This window comes from Angustibacter peucedani, from assembly GCF_054779595.1.
Genome location: NZ_BAAGXY010000008.1, coordinates 63,238 through 79,808, shown reverse-complemented (window position 1 = coordinate 79,808; position 16,571 = coordinate 63,238). Strand labels below are relative to the sequence as shown.

The following is a 16,571-nucleotide window of genomic DNA, read 5'->3' as shown; positions in this document are numbered from 1 at the left end:
GCCGCGGCGAGCGGCTGCGCCGGCGGGTGGAGGGCGAGCTCGCGGTGCTGCAGCCGGCGACGTCCGGGGTGGTGCCCGGGGCGAGCGCCCCGGCCGGCGCCGCGGCGGCCGGACCGACGTCCCGCGGTGGCACCCGGCGCGTGCTGCACCTGGTGACCAACGCGCTGCCCGAGGTGCAGGCCGGGTACACCGTGCGCACCCAGGGCATCGCGCTCGCGCAGCAGCGGCAGGGCGACGACGTGCACGTGGCCACCCGGCTCGGGTTCCCCGTCACGGCCGGCGCGGTGGCCGCCGCGGCCGAGGTCGAGGTCGACGGCGTGCCGTACCACCGGCTGCTGCCGTTCGGGCCGCTGCCGGCGCTGGACGACGACCGGCTGCGCCACGACGTGCGGGCCACCGAGGCCCTCGTGCGCCGGCTGGACCCCTCGGTGCTGCACGCCCACAGCAAGCACCTCAACGCCCAGGTCGCCCTCGCCGTCGGGCGGCGCGTCGGGCTGCCGGTGGTCTACGAGGTGCGCGGCTTCCTCGAGGAGACCTGGCGCAGCCGCGGCGGCAGCGCCGAGTCGGACGTGTACCGGCTGGGCCGCGCCGCCGAGACCTGGTGCATGCAGCAGGCCGACGCGGTGGTCACGCTGTCGCACAGCATGCGCGACGACGTCCTGGCCCGTGGCGTGCCGGCCGACCACGTCCACGTCGTGCCGAACGCCGTCGACGACGCCTACCTGCCCGAGCCGGACGACGGCACCGCGCTGCGCGCCGAGCTCGGCATCGACCCGGCGTCCGTGGTGCTGGGCGTGATCAGCACCCTCAACGAGTACGAGGGGATCGACGTCCTGGTCGAGGCGGCCGCGCAGCTGCACCGCGACGGCGCCCCCGTGCACCTGCTGGTCGTCGGCGACGGGCCGGCGCGCGCCGCGCTCGTCGAGCAGGCCGCGGCCGCGGGTCTGCCCGCCGACCGCGCCACGTTCACCGGACGCGTGCCGCGCGAGCGCGCCCGGCTCGCCCACACCGCGGTCGACGTGTTCTGCGTCACGCGCCGCGACACCCCCGTGACCCGGCTCGTCCCTCCGCTGAAGCCGTTGGAGGCCATGGCCAGCGGCCGACCCGTGGTGGCGAGCGACCTGCCGCCGCTGCGCGAGACCGTCACGGACGGCGAGACCGGGCTGCTCGTGCCCCCCGACGACCCCTCGGCGCTCGCCGGGGCCATGATCCCCCTGCTGTACGATGCTGACGCCCGACACCGCATGGGCCGGGCTGCCCGGTCGTGGGTGCTCGAGCACCGCACGTGGCACCAGGCCGCACGCTGGTACGGAGCGCTGTACGACGGTCTGGGCCGGCACGGCACCGGGGCCGCGCCTCCCGCCACCTCTCGCTAGAAGGAGCCGATCGGTGAACGTCGACCTCGCGGTCATCGGGCTGGGCTACGTCGGCCTGCCCCTCGCCCAGGAGGCCGCGCGATCCGGCCTCTCCGTCGTGGGGCTCGACCTCAACACCTCGGTCGTCGAGGGCCTGAACGCCGGCCGCTCGCACGTCGACGACCTCTCCGACGCCGACATCGCCGAGATGCTCGGGCAGGGCTTCAGCGCCAGCACCGACGAGAGCGTCCTGGACGACGCCAAGGCCGTCGTCATCTGCGTGCCGACCCCGCTCTCGGACGACTCCGGCCCCGACCTGCGGGCCGTCGAGTCGGCCACCGGCGCGGTGGCGCGCCACCTGCACCAGGGCCAGCTCGTCGTCCTGGAGTCGACCACGTACCCCGGCACCACCGACGAGGTCGTGCGCCCGATCCTCGAGGCCGGCGGCCTGGTCGCCGGCCAGGACTTCCACCTCGCCTTCTCGCCCGAGCGGATCGACCCGGGCAACGAGAAGTTCGGCATGCGCAACACCCCCAAGGTCGTCGGCGGCCAGACCCCGGCCTGCACCGACGCCGCCGCCGAGCTGTACGGGCGCTTCGTCGACACCGTGGTGCGCGCCAAGGGCACCCGCGAGGCCGAGACGTCCAAGCTGCTCGAGAACACCTACCGGCACATCAACATCGCGCTGGTCAACGAGATGGCCCGGTTCTGCAACGAGCTGGACGTCGACCTGTGGGACGTCATCCGCTGCGCGTCGAGCAAGCCGTTCGGGTTCCAGGCCTTCTACCCCGGTCCGGGCGTCGGCGGCCACTGCATCCCGATCGACCCGAACTACCTGTCGCACAACGTGCGCGCCAAGCTCGGCTACCCGTTCCGCTTCGTCGAGCTCGCGCAGGAGATCAACGCGACGATGCCGGCGTACGTCACGCACCGCGCGCAGAACATCCTCAACGAGGGTGGCCTGGCCCTGAACGGCTCGAAGGTGCTGCTGCTCGGCGTCACCTACAAGCCCGACATCGCCGACCAGCGCGAGTCGCCCGCCGTCCCGGTGGCGCGCCACCTGGCCGGCCTGGGCGCGGTGCTCAGCTACCACGACCCGCACGTGACCGACTGGAAGATCACGGGCCTGTCGCCGCAGCGCGCCGACGACCTCGACACCGCCGTCGCCGAGGCCGACCTCGTGGTGCTGCTGCAGAACCACTCGTCGTACGACGTCGACGACCTCGCCCAGCGCTCCAAGCGCTTCTTCGACACCCGAGGGGTGTCCACGTCGGAGAGCGCCACCCGGCTGTGACCGCGGGCACGACCTCCGCCACGACGCCCACGGGCGAGGTGCAGGACGCCGCAGAGCTGGCGCGTCGCTACGGGCTCACGCAGATGGGCGTGCGCCCGGGCCTGGTCGACTACGTCCGCAAGCTGTGGCAGTTCCGCTACTTCATCCGCACGCTGGCGACGTCCAAGGCCTACGCGCGCAACCAGGGCAGCTACCTGGGGCAGCTGTGGTCGGTGCTGACGCCGCTCATCAACGCGACGGTCTACTACTTCATCTTCGGCGTGCTGCTGGGCACCCGCGGCGGCATCGAGAACTTCCCGGCGTTCCTCGTCGTGGGCGTGTTCCTGTACCGCTTCTCGACCAGCTCGATCAACGCGGGCGCGCGCTGCCTGACGCAGAACATGAGCCTGGTGCGGTCGTTGCACTTCCCCCGGGCGGTGCTGCCGGCGGCCACGGTGCTGACCGAGCTGACCACGCTCGCGCCAGCGCTGTTCGTCATGGTGCTGATCGTGCTGGTCACCGGCGAGGCCCCGCGCTGGGAGTGGCTGCTGCTGCCGGTCGCCGTCGCGATGCACTGGCTGTGGAACACCGGGCTGGCCTTCATGATGGCCCGCGTCACCACGCGCATCCCCGACCTGACGAACCTGCTGCCGTTCGCGCTGCGCATCCTCATGTACGTCTCGGGCGTCTTCTTCAGCGTCGACCACTACGTCGGCCACGGCGCGCTCGGCAAGGTCATGACCTACCAGCCGCTGGCCGTCTACCTGCAGCTCGCGCGCTCGTGCCTGCTCGAGCAGTTCCCCATCGTGTGGTCGATGTGGCTCGTCGGCCTCGGCTGGGCGGTGCTGTTCGTGCTCGTGGGGTTCCTGCTCTTCTGGCGCGCCGAGGAGAGCTACGGCCGTGACTGACCACGTCGACGAGGACATCGACTTCGAGGCCGACGCGCCCGAGGGCCCCCGGCCGGTGCACCGGCCGCTGGGCGACCCCTCGCTGGTCGTCGACGACCTGCACATCACCTACCGGGTGTTCGGCGGCAAGAAGAAGGGCACGACCGGCGCTCCCCCGAGCCGCCTGGCGCGGCTGCGCCAGCGCTCGAGCGGGCACGTCGGCTCGGTCGTCGAGATCCCCGCCGTGCGCGGGGTCTCGTTCGTCGCCCGGCACGGCGAGGCCATCGGCATCATCGGCCGCAACGGCTCGGGCAAGAGCACGCTGCTGCGCGCGGTGGCCGGCCTCATCCCGCCGACCAAGGGCTCGGTGTACGTCAGCGGCGAGCCGTCGCTGCTCGGCGTCAACGCGGCGCTGATGAGCGACCTCACCGGCGAGCGCAACATCATGATCGGCGGGCTGGCCCTCGGCCTCACACCGGCGCAGGTGCGCGAGCGCTTCGACGACATCGTCGAGTTCAGCGGCATCGGCGACTTCGTCTACCTGCCGATGAAGGCCTACTCCTCCGGCATGTCGGCCCGGCTGCGGTTCGCCATCTCGACCGCGGCCACGCCCGACGTCCTGATGATCGACGAGGCGCTGGCCACCGGTGACGCGCAGTTCCGGGCGCGCAGCGCCGAGCGGGTCGCGCAGATCGTCGAGGACGCCGGCACCATCTTCCTGGTCTCGCACTCGCTCGCCTCGATCCGGGCCATGTGCACGCGGGCCATCTGGATCGACAAGGGCGTCGTCGTCATGGACGGGCCGGTCGACGAGGTCTGCGACGCCTACGGCGAGTCCAACAAGAGCACCGGCAAGTCGTCGACGGGCAGCAAGGGCACCGGCGCCAAGAAGCAGAGCTGAGCGGCTCGTGACCGCCCGGCGCGCGCTGGTCGTCACCGTCGTGCACCACCCGCAGGACGCCCGGATCCGCCAGCGCGAGATCGCGGCGCTGCTCGCCGCGGGCTGGCAGGTCACGTACGCCGCACCGTTCAGCGGCTACGGGCTGCCGCCCGACGTCGCGCCGGCCCCTGGCCTGCACCCGGTCGACCTGCCTCGGGCCGCCGGACGTCGTCGGGTCGGCGCGCTGCGGGCCGCCCGGGCCCTGCTCGCCGGGCGCGGACCGGAGCACGACGTGGTGCTGCTGCACGACCCCGAGCTGCTGCTCGCGGCCACCGGCGTGCGCGGGCTGCCGCCGGTGGTGTGGGACGTGCACGAGGACACCGCGGCCGCGGTCTCGATGAAGCCTTGGCTGCCCGGACCGCTGCGCGCTCCGGCCCGCGGCGGCGTCGTGGCCGTCGAGCGGCTGGCCGAGCGGCGGGTCCACCTGCTGCTGGCCGAGCACGCCTACGCCGAGCGCTTCGGCCGCCAGCACGTCGTCGTCCCGAACACGGTGGCGGTGCCGGACCACGTCGCTCCCCCGGGCGACGACCGCGTCGTGTACGTCGGGCACCTCACCCGGGCGCGCGGCGCGGTCGAGATGGTCGAGGTGGCGCGCCGGCTCGCCGACGTCGACGGCCCGCGAGTGCACCTGGTCGGGAACGCCGACGCCTCGACGTCCGCGCTGCTCGACGCGGCGGTGGCGGACGACGTGCTGACCTGGCACGGGTTCCTGCCGTCGGCCGAGGCGCAGTCGCACCTGGGCGGCGCGCTCGCCGGGCTGTCTCTGCTCGCCGACCAGCCGAACTACCGCGGCAGCATGCCGACCAAGGTCGTCGAGTACATGGCGCACGGCGTGCCGGTGGTCACGACGCCGCTCCCCCTGGCCGCAGACCTGGTGCGGCGCAGCGGTTCTGGCGTGGTCGTGCCGTTCGGCGACGCCGGGGCGGTGGTCGACGCGGTGCAGGCGCTGGCGGCCGACCCGGCGGGTCGGGCCGCCATGGGCGCGGCCGGCTACCGGGTGGCGGCCGAGGAGTTCGACTGGCGGCGGCTGTCGGCCGACTTCGTCGCCGAGCTCGGCCGCATCGCCGCGTCAGGCCGCTGAGAGCCCGTCGCTACCCGCGTCGCTACCGCGTCCTGGTCGCGGTAGCAGCCACGTCGCGGTCGCCACGCCGGTACCCACGAGCTCCGGCAGCCGTCATCAGGCGCTGGCGCCCTCGGTGGCGGCGGCGACGTCCTGGTCGGCACGGCGCGACAGCGCGCGGGGGCTCGACAGGAAGCCGGTGCCCCAGGACAGGTGCATCGTGGCCAGCGCGACGGGCAGCAACGGCCGGGCCCGCCACGACAGCTCGCGCCCGACGACCGCCGACCCCACCAGCACCCCGGCCAGGTAGGCGCCGGGGACGACGAGCGCCCACGGCACCAGCGGGCTGGCCACGACCCCGAGCGCGCAGGCGGCGGCGGTCACCGGCGGCGCGAGGTACCGCGCGTTGATGGTGCCGGGGTGGTGCCGGCTCACGACCCGACGCCAGCGCCCGTAGTGGAAGTACTGCGACGCCAGGGCTCTCACCGAGTCGCGCGGCCGGTAGGTGACCTTCAGGTCCGGCGTGAACCAGACGCGTCCGCCCGTCGCGCGGATGCGGTGGTTCATCTCCCAGTCCTGCGCGCGCTGGAAGTGCTCGTCGTACCCGCCGACCCGCTCGAGCGCCGTCCGGCGGAACACCCCGAGGTAGACGGTGTCGGCCTCGCCGGCGCCGCCCCCGACGTGGAAGCTCGCGGCCCCGACCCCGATCTTGCTGCGCATCGCGCACGCGACCGCCTGCTCGAACGGCGTCGTCCCGCGCGCGTCCATCAGCCCGCCGACGTTGTCGGCTCCGGTCTGCTGCAACGTCTCGACGGCGGTGCGCACGTAGCCCTCGGGCAGGATCGCGTGGCCGTCGACCCGCACCACGACCTCGCCGGCGCAGGCGCGGACGGCGGCGTTGAGCCCGTGCGGCGTGCGGCCCGTCGGGTTGTCGATGACCGTCAGCTCGGGGTGCGCGAGCGCCAGCGCGTCCGCCACCTCACGGGTTCGGTCGTGCGAGGGGCCGACGGCGATCACCAGGTCGAGCGGCCCGTCGTACGTCTGCTGCAGCACGCGCTCGACCGCCTCGGCCAGGTGGCGCTCCTCGTCCCGCACCGTCATCACGACGCTCACCGAGGGCCAGGGCACGGCATCGGGGACGGGAGAAGGAGAGCTGGCCACCACGGCGTCGACTGTACCGGGGCGCCGCACGGGGGCCGGTCAGGCGGCGGGTCAGGCCGCCGAGCAGACGGCGGCGGTCTGGCGCGCCGAGCGCGCCTTGGCCGCCTTGGTGCGCGGCGTGCTCGTCGAAGGCTTCGACGAGCCCTTGGTCGCAGACGTCGTCGACGTCCCTTCCGACGCCTTGATCGTGCTGGCCACCTTCGCGCGCACGGCGGCGAAGTCCGGGTGCGACGGCACCGTCAGCGGCGGCACGAACTGCACGCTGGTCAACGGTTGCGAGCGGGCCTTGAGCGACAGGTCGACGAACGTGCCGAGGTCGCCCTGCGGGATCGACGTCTTCACCAGCCCGGCCGACGCCTTCGCCACCTGCTGGAAGCGCAGCAGAACCGTCGCCGGGTCGAGCTGGGCGAGCATCGCGGTCATGACGCAGCGCTGGCGGGCCATGCGCGCGTAGTCGCTGTCGGCGTGACGCGAGCGCGCGTACCAGAGCGCGTGGTACCCGTTCAGCGTGTGGACGCCGGTCTTGAGGGTGCCGCCGTTGCCGATCGGCAGCGGCTGCTTGACGTCGATCGTGACGCCGCCCACGGCGTCCACGAGGTCCTGGAAGCCCTGCAGGTCCATCATCACGTAGTAGTTGATCTTCAGGCCCGAGATGGCCGAGACGGCGTCCATCGTGGCCTGGGCACCGGGGTCCTTCACCGACGCCGGGTACAGGCCCTTGTGGTCGGTCGCGTACGTGTACACGGCGTTGAGCAGGCAGTCGTCGCCGCAGTCGAACCCGTGCGGCAGCGCCGTGTGCATCGGCGAGCTGTCGGGGAACGGGATGTTCTGCATGTTGCGCGGGAACGAGAACATCACCGGCTTGCCGGTGTCGACGTCGATGCTCAGCAGGGTGATCGAGTCGGGCCGCACGCCGATGCGGTCGGCGCCGGCGTCCCCACCCATCAGCAGCACGTTGTAGCGTCCGCCCGCGGCGGCCGAGTGCTTGTTGCCGCCGAACGCGGTGGCCAGCAGCTCGCGGCCGGTGTCGACCTGCCGGGCGGCCCACAGCAGCGGCACGCTGGTGAGGACGACGAGCCCGACCGTGACGCCGGCCGTGGCCCGCCGCACGCCCTGGCTCTGCAGCCGCGGCCGACCCTGCCGCCAGGCGTCGAGGAACAGCAACGGCCACAGCAGCGCCGCGACGACCAGCGCTCCCGTGAGCAGCAGCAGCACCCACGACGACGACATGACGTTGATGACGAGGCTGCGGTCGAGCAGGAACCCGACCACGCCCAGGACGACGAGCCCGACCACCGCGAGCCACGCGCGCAGGGCGACCCGGCCCAGCCGCGAGCCACCCGCGGCCGCCTGCGCGCTGCCCGGCAGCAGCAGGGTCAGCACCAGCAGCACGAAGGCACGGTTGCGCCGCGCCACCGGCGACAGGTAGCGCGGGTCGGCGAGGCGTCGGTCGACGTCCGGTCGGGACGCGGTGGTCGTCGTCATCGCCCGCCAGTATGGGTCGCGCAGGGCGGGTGCTCCGGGACGCTCGGCGGGCGTGTCACACCCGCCCCACCCGTCCCAGGCAGTGCCAACTACCCGAGCGAGCCTCGAAACCGGTGCGATCCGGGCGAAAGGTCTACTTGAGCAGCTGGCGGGCCATGACGAGGCGCTGGATCTGGTTGGTGCCCTCGTAGATCTGGGTGATCTTGGCGTCGCGCATCATCCGCTCGAGCGGGAAGTCCTTGACGTACCCGGCGCCGCCGAGCAGCTGGACGGCGTCGGTCGTGATGTCCATCGCGACGTCCGAGGCGAAGCACTTGGCGGCGGCGCCGAAGAACGACAGGTCGGCGTCCGAGCGCTCGCTCTTGGCGGCGGCGACGTAGACCATGTGGCGCGCGGCCTCGAGCTTCATCGCCATGTCGGCCAGCATGAACTGCACGCCCTGGAACTCGGCGACGGCCTTGCCGAACTGCTTGCGGTCCTTGACGTACGCGAGCGCCGCGTCCAGCGCGCCCTGTGCGATGCCGACGGCCTGGGCGCCGATGGTGACGCGCGTGTGGTCGAGCGTGCGCAGCGCGATCTTCAGCCCCTCGCCGCGCGCACCCACCATGCGGTCGGCCGGGATGCGGCAGCCGTCGAAGTGCAGCTCGCGGGTGGGGCTGCCCTTGATGCCGAGCTTGCGCTCGGGCTCGCCGAAGGTGAAGCCCTCGTCCGCCTTCTCGACGACGAACGCCGTGACGCCACGGCCGCGCGGGGCGTCGGGGTCGGTGACGGCGAGCACCGTGTAGTACTCGCTCACGCCGGCGTTGGTGATCCACGACTTCTGGCCGTTCAGGACGAAGTGGTCGCCGTCCTCGGTGGCCTTGCAGCGCATGCTCGCGGTGTCGCTGCCGGCCTCGCGCTCGGAGAGCCCGTAGCTGAACATCGCCTCGCCGCTGGCCACCGGCGGCAGGTACCTGGCCTTCACCTCGTCACTCGCCGCGAGCAGCAGCGGCATGGTGCCGAGCTTGTTGACCGCGGGGATGAGGGACGACGACGCGCACCCGCGCGCGACCTCCTCGATCACCAGGCAGGTGGCGAGGGCGTCGGCGCCGACCCCGTCGTACTCCTCCGGGACGTGCGGCGCGTGGAAGTCGGCCGCGCGCAGGGCGTCGTAGGCGTCCTGCGGGAAGACGCCCTTGTCGTCGACGTCCGCGGCGTGGGGCGCCACCTTCGCCTCGACGACGGCGCGCACGGCCTCGCGCAGGCCCTCGTGGTCGTCGCTGAGCCGGTACAGGTCGAAGTCGGTCACGAGCCCAGATGTTACCCGTCAGTCACTGCAGCTCCGGCACGACCTCGCGCTCGAACAGCTCGACGTCCTGCAGGTCGTGGGCCGCACCGGCGAAGTTGGTGATCGCGTACCCGAGACCGGCCGCCGCCATGCCCTGCAGCCGCTCGACCAGCTGCTCGGGCGTGCCCACCAGCAGCCCGGCGCGCTGGCCCGCGACGTACTCGTCGAGCCGCTCGTCCGGCACCAGCGGCTCGCGCTGGGCGCGGTACCAGCGCAGCCGCTCCTCGACCTCCGCGTCGTCGCGGCCCACGAACACGTTGTAGTTGGCGGTGCGCACGATCGCGTCGAACTCGGTGCCCACCTCGCGGCAGTGCTCGGCCAGCACCTGCGACTTGTGCCGGAACGCGTCGGGGTCGCCGTCGAAGTTCGTGTACCGCGCGTGCTGGGCCGCGATGCGCAACGTCTTCTTCTCGCCGCCGCCCGCGATCCACAGCGGGATCCCGCCGTCCTGCAGCGGCAACGGACGGCAGATCGCCCCGTCGACCTGGTAGTGCTCGCCCTGCAGCGTGGCCTGGCCCGCCGTCCAGGCCTGGCGCATGATCTGCACGCCCTCGTCGAGCATCGCGATCCGCTCGCCGGCCCGCGGGAACCCGTAGCCGTAGGCGCGCCACTCGTGCTCGTACCAGCCGGCGCCGATGCCCATCTCGACCCGCCCGCGGCTGACGTGGTCGACGGTGGCGGCGACCTTCGCGAGGTACATCGGGTTGCGGTAGGCCATGCAGGTGCACATCTGGCCGAGCCGGATGCGCGACGTCGCCGCGGCGAAGGCGGCCATCAGCGTCCACGCCTCGTGGGTCGACTCCTGGGTCGGCACCGGCACGGTGTGGAAGTGGTCGAAGACCCACAGCGACTCCCACACCGGGTCGGCGTCGAAGCGCTGCGCCAGGCGCAGCATCGTGGGCCAGTCGTCGACCGGGTCGACCCCGACGAGGTCGAGGCGCCAGCCCTGCGGGACGAAGATGCCGAATCGCATGAGGCCGACCCTACGACCGGTGCTGCCGGGCCGCGCGCGCTGCTCGACGCCGCTGCTTATGCTGCGAGACGTGCACACCAACGACCCGGACGTCGTCCGCCGCCTGCTCACCACGCCGGCCACCTGGGCCGTCGTCGGCCTGTCGGCCAACCCCGAGCGCACCGCGCACGGCGTCTCGGAGTGGATGCAGCGCGTGCTCGACGTGCGCGTCGTCCCGGTGAACCCGCGCGGCGAGGACGCGCTGGGCGAGAAGGGCTACCGCTCCCTGGCCGACGTCCCGGACGGCGAGCGGGTCGCCGTCGTCGACTGCTTCGTCAACAGCCGTCGGGTCGGCGAGGTCGTCGACGACGCGATCGCCCACCGCGAGCGGCTCGGCATCAAGGCGGTGTGGCTGCAGCTCGGCGTCGTCGACGAGGACGCGGCCCGGCGGGCGCACGACGCCGGGCTGGACGTCGTCATGGACACCTGCCCGAAGATCGAGTACCCGGCGGTGGCGCGCTAGCGCTCAGCCAGCGGCGCGCGGCAGGTCCTCCACCTCGGGGTGCCGCAGCGTCCACCCGGCCCAGGCCGACTCGACCATCTGGCGCAGGTCGTACGACGCCTCCCAGCCCAAGTGGTGCTGGATGGCGTCGGCCGAGGCGACGGTGCGCGGCGGGTCGCCCGGACGACGGGCCACCACCTCGGGCGTGACGTCCAGGCCGGTGACCTCGCCGATCATGTCGACGACCTCGCGCACCGAGGACCCCACGCCGCGGCCGATGTTGAGCCGCAAGGTCTCGCCGTCGCGCTCGAGGTGCCGCGCCGCGGCCACGTGGGCCGTGGCGATGTCGGCGACGTGGATGTAGTCGCGGATGCAGGTGCCGTCGGGCGTCGGGTAGTCGTCGCCGAAGATGCGCGGCTGCTGGCGGGCCGTCAGCCGCTCGAACACCATCGGGATGAGGTTGAGCGCCTCGGGGTCGCCGAGCTCGGGCGTGGCCGCACCGGCGACGTTGAAGTAGCGCAGGCAGACCGAGCGCACGCCGTACGCGACACCGGCGTCGAGGGCGAGCCACTCGCCGACGACCTTGGTCTGCCCGTACGGGGACTCCGGCTCGAGGTGGCTCTTCTCCTCGACCAGCGCGGTGTCGGGCGCCCCGTACGTGGCCGCGGACGACGAGAAGACGAACTGCTTGACGCCCGCGTCGCGCATTGCCTCCATCAGCACCAGCTGGCCGAGGACGTTCTGGCGGTAGTAGTAGAAGGGGTCCTCGACGCTCTCGCCGACCTGCTTCTTCGCCGCGATGTGCACCACACCGGTGACGCCGTGCTCGGCGATGGTGCGGTCGACGCGCTCGCGGTCGAGCAGCGACGCCTGCACCAGCGGCACGTCGCCGATCCGCGACGCGTCACCGGTCGACAGGTCGTCGAGCACGACGACGTCGACGCCGTCCTGCCGCAGCGCGCGCACCACGTGCGCGCCGATGTACCCCGCCCCGCCCGTCACCAACCACGTCATGCGGCGAGCCTATCGGGGCAGGTGCGGCCCGAGGCCCGCCGCGTCCGGCCGGCCGTCCAGGTCGGCCTTGCGCCGCTCGGCCCGCTCGGCCAGGGCGCTCAGGCCCGGCAGGGCCGCGCCCGCCAGCACCGCGACGAGGCCGCCCCAGCCGTCGGTGCGGTACGTCCAGACCGCCCCTGCCAGGCCGAACAGGGAGGCGCCGATCACGACGAGCGCACCGTTGCGGCGCCGGCGCGACAGCACCGGGTCCTCGAGCTCGACCAAGCGGCTGGCGTGCCGTTCGGCCACCTGCTCCAGACCCGCGCGCGCCGCACCGGTGGGCAGCTTGCTGGCGATGTCCACCTCGTGCGCCAGCTTGGTCCGCAGGCGCGAGCGCGTGGTCAGGGAACCGAGCCCGGTGACGAACGTGCCGAGGGAGACCACCGCGGCGAGCAGGGCGGCCAGGTCCTTCCACCCGACGTCTGTCACGGCTGGAAGGCTAGTCCTGCAGGCGCTCTCGCAGGTAGAGGTTGCGCGAGGCCAGCAGCCGCCGCAGGTACCACCGCAGGACGACGACCTCGGCCAGGCGGCCGAGCGGTCCGAGCGGTGCGCGGAACGTCACGTGGTCGGTCATGTCGGTGCCAGAACCGTTGCGCGAGAACAGGTGCTCGTGCCGGAACCATGCGAACGGCCCGCGCACCTGCTCGTCGACGAACCGGACGCCGGGCTCGAGCTCGGTGATCCGGCTGGTCATCGTCCAGACCACCCCCAGGTGCCGCGCCCGCCAGGTCACGCTCTCCCCCAGCCCGATCGAGCCGCTGGTCACCCCGGCCACCGCCCGCTCGCCGGACGACGCCATCGACCCGACGTGCTCGTCGACGTCCAGCGAGGCGGCGAAGACGCGCTCGACCGGCGCCGCGATCGCGGTGCGCAGGACCAGCTCGACGGTCACGGGTGTCTCGGCCGAGCGGTCAGCGGGCGCCGAAGCCGACGTCGCCCGAGCGCCGGGAGCGCAAGCGCTCGCCCTTGGCGCGGGCCTGGGCGCCGAGGTCGACCTGGAAGGCAGACATCTTGTCGCGCAACGCCTTCGCGGCCTCGTCGTCCCCGCTGGCGAGGATGCGGACGGCGAGCAGCCCGGCGTTGCGCGCGCCGCCGACCGACACCGTCGCCACCGGCACTCCGGCCGGCATCTGCACGATCGACAGCAGCGAGTCCATGCCGTCCAGGTGCTGCAACGGCACGGGTACGCCGATCACGGGCAGCGGCGTCACCGATGCGAGCATCCCCGGCAGGTGGGCCGCGCCGCCCGCACCCGCCACCAGCACGCGCAGCCCGCGCTCGGCCGCCGAGGCGCCGTAGTCGAGCATCTCGCGCGGCATGCGGTGGGCGGAGACGACGTCCACCTCGTGCGCGACGTCGAACTCGTCGAGGGCGCTGCTGACGGCCTCCATCACCGGCCAGTCCGAGTCGCTGCCCATGACGACGCCGACGACCGGCGTGCCGCTGCTGCTCATTCCGTCACCACTCCCTGGAGGTAGTCCGCCGCGTGCCGGGCCCGCTCGCGCACGTCGTCGAGGTCGTCGCCGCACACCGTCACGTGCCCGATCTTGCGGCCCGGCCGCACCGACTTGCCGTACAGGTGCACCTTGAGCGACGGGTCGTGCGCGAGCAGGTGCTTGTAGGTCGAGTAGAGGTCCGGGTAGTCGCCGCCGAGGACGTTGGCCATCACGGTCCAGCGGGCGCGCGGACGCGTGTCGCCCAGCGGCAGGTCGAGCACGGCCCGCAGGTGCTGCTCGAACTGGCTCGTCACCGAGCCGTCGATGGTCCAGTGCCCGCTGTTGTGCGGGCGCATCGCGAGCTCGTTGACGACGAAGCCGGGCGCGTCCTCGACCGCGAACAGCTCGACGGCCATCACGCCGGTGACGTCGAGCTCGCCCGCGATCCGCAGGGCGGCCTCGGTGGCGGCAGCGGCGAGCGCCGGCGCCAGGTCGGGTGCCGGCGCGATCACCTCGGTGCAGATCCCGTCGGTCTGCACCGTCTCGACCACGGGCCAGGCCGCGGCCTGGCCCATCGGGCTGCGCGCCACCAGCACCGCGAGCTCGCGAGTGAACGGCACCTTCGCCTCGGCGAGCAGCGCCTCGCCGGGGGCCAGGCGGGCCAGCCAGCCGGCGGCGTCCTCGGGGCCCTTGGCGACCAGCACCCCCTTGCCGTCGTAGCCGCCGCGCGGGGTCTTCAGCACGAGCGGCCAGCCGACGTCGTCCGCGAAGGCCCGCAGCTCGTCGTCCGAGCGGACGGCGGCCCACCGCGGGCACGGGACGCCGAGCGCCTGCAGGTGCTCGCGCATGACCAGCTTGTCCTGCGCGTGCACGAGGGCGCCGCTGCTCGGCCGGACGACGGCGCCGTCGTCCTCGAGCGCGCGCAGGTGCTCGGTGGGCACGTGCTCGTGGTCGAACGTCACGACGTCGCAGTCGCGCGCGAGGCGGCGCAGCGCGTCGAGGTCGGTGTGGTCGCCGAGGGGGGCCTGGGCCACGACGAGGGCGGCGCTGGCGTCGGGCGCCTCCGACAGCACGCGCAGGCCCAGGCTGAGCGCGGTGGCAGGCGCCGCCATCATCCGGGCCAGCTGTCCCGCGCCCACGACCCCGACGAGCGGGAAGCCGCCGGGAGGGCGGACGGCGTCCGGCGAGGTCTGGCCCACGGGGCGAGCGTAGTGGGCGCGCCCGGCCCAGTTGCGCGGGCTACCCTGGCGCACGCGCGGCCGGACGTCGTCCGCGTCGTCCACGAGCCCTCCCGGAGCCCCGCCCGTGATCCGTCGGCTGATCGACCGCGCCCGCGACACGATGGACGTCGTCGTGCGCGAGATGGTCAAGTTCGGCGCCGTCGGGGCCATCGCGTTCGTCGTCGACCTGGGCCTGTTCAACCTGCTGCGGTTCGGCCTGGGCGACGGCGGGCCGCTCGAGCACAAGCCGCTCACCGCCAAGGTGATCTCGGCGACGGCGGCGACCGTGGTGGCCTGGCTCGGCAACCGGGTGTGGACCTTCCGGCACCGGCGCCGGGCCAAGGCGCACCACGAGCTGGCGCTGTTCGTGGCCTTCAACGTGGCCGGCATGCTCATCGCGCTGGGCTGCCTGTGGGTCAGCCACTACGGCCTCGACCTGCGCTCTGCGCGCGCCGACAACGTCTCGGCCAACGGCGTCGGGCTCGTGCTGGGCACGCTGTTCCGCTTCTGGGCCTACCGCACGTTCGTGTTCCGCACCGAGCTGGACGCCGACCCGGTCATCGCCGAGCACACGCACCACCGCACCCCCACTCCCTGACGTTTCCGCCGCCCAGCCCGCTTTCCGCCGTCCAGACCGCGGCCTGGCGGCGCAAAGCGGCTCTGACGGCGGAAAGGTCAGTCGGCGGCGGCGTTGAGGAACAGCGCGAAGACCGGCGGGCGCGCCCGCACCAGCTCGAGCCGGCCGCCGTCCGCCTCGGCCAGGTCGCGGGCCAGGGCCAGCCCGAGGCCGGTGCTCCCGCTGCTGCTCACCGTGCGCTCGAACACCCGCGAGCCCAGCGACGGGGGCACGCCCTCGCCCTCGTCGGTGACCTCGACCACGACGGAGCGGCCGGTGCGCCGGGCGGTGATCGTCGCGATGCCCTGCCCGTGCTGCAGGCTGTTCTCGACGAGCGTCGCCAGCACCTGGGTGAGCGCGCCCGGCGTCGCCACCACCCGCACCGGCTCGACCGGCTGCAGCACCAGCCGCCGCCGCTTCTCGCGGAACGCCGGCGACCACTCCTCGATCTGCTGGTCCAGCACGATCTTGAGCTCGAGCGGCGCGATCGTCGTCCGGCGGGTGCGGCGCGAGCGCGCGAGCAGCGAGTCGACCACCTGGGTCAGCCGCTCGACCTGGTTGAGCGCGATCCGCGCCTCCTCCTGCACCTCGTCGAGGTCCTGGCTGGTCGAGATCTCCTCCAGCCGCATCGACAGCGCCGTGAGCGGCGTGCGCAGCTGGTGGCTGGCGTCGGAGGCGAAGTCGCGCTCGGCCGCGAGCGCCGCGGCCATCGACTCGGCGCTGCGGGCCAGGCCGGCCGCCACCCGGTCGAGCTCGGGGACGCCGCTGCGCACCGCCCGCAGGCGCGACTCGCCGCGGCCGAGCCGGTCGGCGTTGTCGGCCAGGACGGCGAGAGGTGCGACCAGGCGGCGCGCCTGCAGCAGCGCCGTGGCGACGGCGAGAACGAAGGCCACGACCGACAGCGCGAGGATCACCAGGGCCAGCTGGGCGACGTCCGCCTGCAGCTCGGACTGCGCGAGCTCGACGGTCACCGTGGTCTGGCCGTCCAGCCGCTGGCGCTGGATCACCGGCCCGTCCGGCGTCGGCCCGACGTCGAGCCGGCCCTCGGGCGTCAGGACGACGGCGTGCATCTGCCCGCCGCGCCGGCCGCCCGCGAGCACCGACATCACCTGCCCGCGCAGGTCGGCCAGCGGTTCGTCGCGCCGCGCCTGCAGCACCACCAGGATGTCATCGGCGCGCTGGCCGAGGTCGTGCTCGGTCTGCCGACCGGTCTCCCACCCGGCCAGGGCGAGCACCGGCAGGCCCACGAGCAGCACGCCGACCGCCGCCGCGATCAGCGACGAACGGAGCAGGCGGGCACGCAC

General features: G+C 73.5%; 17 protein-coding genes. 7 read left to right on the top strand and 10 right to left on the bottom strand.

Annotated features, from left to right (window positions below; all coding sequences use genetic code 11):
- From ACYVJ4_RS02895 to ACYVJ4_RS02875, 5 genes are all read left to right on the top strand, one after another.
- On the top strand, nucleotides 1-1,376 hold a 1,376-nt coding region (locus ACYVJ4_RS02895; protein WP_460458601.1), incomplete at its 5' end, for a glycosyltransferase family 4 protein.
- Between the two features lie 13 nt (nucleotides 1,377-1,389).
- Nucleotides 1,390-2,649 carry a nucleotide sugar dehydrogenase gene (locus ACYVJ4_RS02890; RefSeq protein WP_460458600.1) on the top strand — a complete coding sequence of 420 codons (1,260 nt, stop codon included), beginning with the start codon at nucleotides 1,390-1,392 and terminating at the stop codon, nucleotides 2,647-2,649.
- Nucleotides 2,646-3,536, top strand: coding sequence for an ABC transporter permease (locus ACYVJ4_RS02885; RefSeq protein WP_460458599.1), 891 nt, complete (start codon nucleotides 2,646-2,648; stop codon nucleotides 3,534-3,536). Before ACYVJ4_RS02890 ends, ACYVJ4_RS02885 begins: the two co-directional genes overlap by 4 nt.
- Nucleotides 3,529-4,416, top strand: coding sequence for an ABC transporter ATP-binding protein (locus ACYVJ4_RS02880; protein ID WP_460458598.1), 888 nt, complete (start codon nucleotides 3,529-3,531; stop codon nucleotides 4,414-4,416). The genes ACYVJ4_RS02885 and ACYVJ4_RS02880 overlap by 8 nt, the downstream gene beginning before the upstream one ends.
- Before the next feature lie 7 nt (nucleotides 4,417-4,423).
- Nucleotides 4,424-5,536 (top strand): glycosyltransferase, encoded by a 1,113-nt coding sequence (locus tag ACYVJ4_RS02875; protein WP_460458597.1) that lies wholly within the window; start codon nucleotides 4,424-4,426, stop codon nucleotides 5,534-5,536.
- 96 nt (nucleotides 5,537-5,632) lie between these two features.
- On the opposite strand, the gene ACYVJ4_RS02870 is transcribed toward ACYVJ4_RS02875, so the two are convergent.
- The 4 genes from ACYVJ4_RS02870 to ACYVJ4_RS02855 form a co-directional block, all read right to left on the bottom strand.
- A complete protein-coding gene (locus ACYVJ4_RS02870; protein WP_460458596.1) occupies nucleotides 5,633-6,643 on the bottom strand; it encodes a glycosyltransferase family 2 protein in 1,011 nt (336 codons plus the stop codon).
- Nucleotides 6,644-6,727: 84 nt separating this feature from the next.
- Nucleotides 6,728-8,161 carry an LCP family protein gene (locus tag ACYVJ4_RS02865; protein WP_460458595.1) on the bottom strand — a complete coding sequence of 478 codons (1,434 nt, stop codon included), beginning with the start codon at nucleotides 8,159-8,161 and terminating at the stop codon, nucleotides 6,728-6,730.
- A 133-nt stretch (nucleotides 8,162-8,294) separates the two neighbouring features.
- On the bottom strand, nucleotides 8,295-9,449 hold the full coding sequence (locus ACYVJ4_RS02860) for an acyl-CoA dehydrogenase family protein (protein WP_460458594.1): 1,155 nt from the start codon (nucleotides 9,447-9,449) through the stop codon (nucleotides 8,295-8,297).
- 22 nt (nucleotides 9,450-9,471) lie between these two features.
- Nucleotides 9,472-10,461, bottom strand: coding sequence for an LLM class F420-dependent oxidoreductase (locus tag ACYVJ4_RS02855; protein WP_460458593.1), 990 nt, complete (start codon nucleotides 10,459-10,461; stop codon nucleotides 9,472-9,474).
- 70 nt (nucleotides 10,462-10,531) lie between these two features.
- Between ACYVJ4_RS02855 and ACYVJ4_RS02850 the strand changes: the two genes are divergently transcribed.
- Entirely contained in the window at nucleotides 10,532-10,963 is a 432-nt protein-coding gene (locus tag ACYVJ4_RS02850) for a CoA-binding protein (protein ID WP_460458592.1), read from the top strand.
- A 3-nt stretch (nucleotides 10,964-10,966) separates the two neighbouring features.
- Here the strand turns inward: ACYVJ4_RS02850 and galE are convergent, their stop codons facing one another.
- Genes galE through ACYVJ4_RS02825 form a run of 5 tightly spaced genes read right to left on the bottom strand, consistent with a single transcriptional unit; the run spans nucleotide 10,967 to nucleotide 14,630 of the window.
- Entirely contained in the window at nucleotides 10,967-11,956 is a 990-nt protein-coding gene (gene galE, locus ACYVJ4_RS02845) for a UDP-glucose 4-epimerase GalE (protein WP_460458591.1), read from the bottom strand.
- 9 nt (nucleotides 11,957-11,965) lie between these two features.
- Nucleotides 11,966-12,424, bottom strand: a complete 459-nt coding sequence (locus ACYVJ4_RS02840) for a hypothetical protein (RefSeq protein ID WP_460458590.1) — start codon at nucleotides 12,422-12,424, stop codon at nucleotides 11,966-11,968.
- A gap of 10 nt (nucleotides 12,425-12,434) precedes the next feature.
- On the bottom strand, nucleotides 12,435-12,887 hold the full coding sequence (locus ACYVJ4_RS02835) for an SRPBCC family protein (RefSeq protein WP_460458589.1): 453 nt from the start codon (nucleotides 12,885-12,887) through the stop codon (nucleotides 12,435-12,437).
- 19 nt (nucleotides 12,888-12,906) lie between these two features.
- Entirely contained in the window at nucleotides 12,907-13,449 is a 543-nt protein-coding gene (gene purE / locus ACYVJ4_RS02830; RefSeq protein WP_460458588.1) for a 5-(carboxyamino)imidazole ribonucleotide mutase, read from the bottom strand.
- On the bottom strand, nucleotides 13,446-14,630 hold the full coding sequence (locus ACYVJ4_RS02825) for a 5-(carboxyamino)imidazole ribonucleotide synthase (RefSeq protein ID WP_460458587.1): 1,185 nt from the start codon (nucleotides 14,628-14,630) through the stop codon (nucleotides 13,446-13,448). The genes purE and ACYVJ4_RS02825 overlap by 4 nt, the downstream gene beginning before the upstream one ends.
- Before the next feature lie 106 nt (nucleotides 14,631-14,736).
- Between ACYVJ4_RS02825 and ACYVJ4_RS02820 the strand changes: the two genes are divergently transcribed.
- Entirely contained in the window at nucleotides 14,737-15,249 is a 513-nt protein-coding gene (locus ACYVJ4_RS02820) for a GtrA family protein (protein WP_460458586.1), read from the top strand.
- Between the two features lie 77 nt (nucleotides 15,250-15,326).
- On the opposite strand, the gene ACYVJ4_RS02815 is transcribed toward ACYVJ4_RS02820, so the two are convergent.
- Entirely contained in the window at nucleotides 15,327-16,571 is a 1,245-nt protein-coding gene (locus ACYVJ4_RS02815) for a sensor histidine kinase (protein ID WP_460458585.1), read from the bottom strand.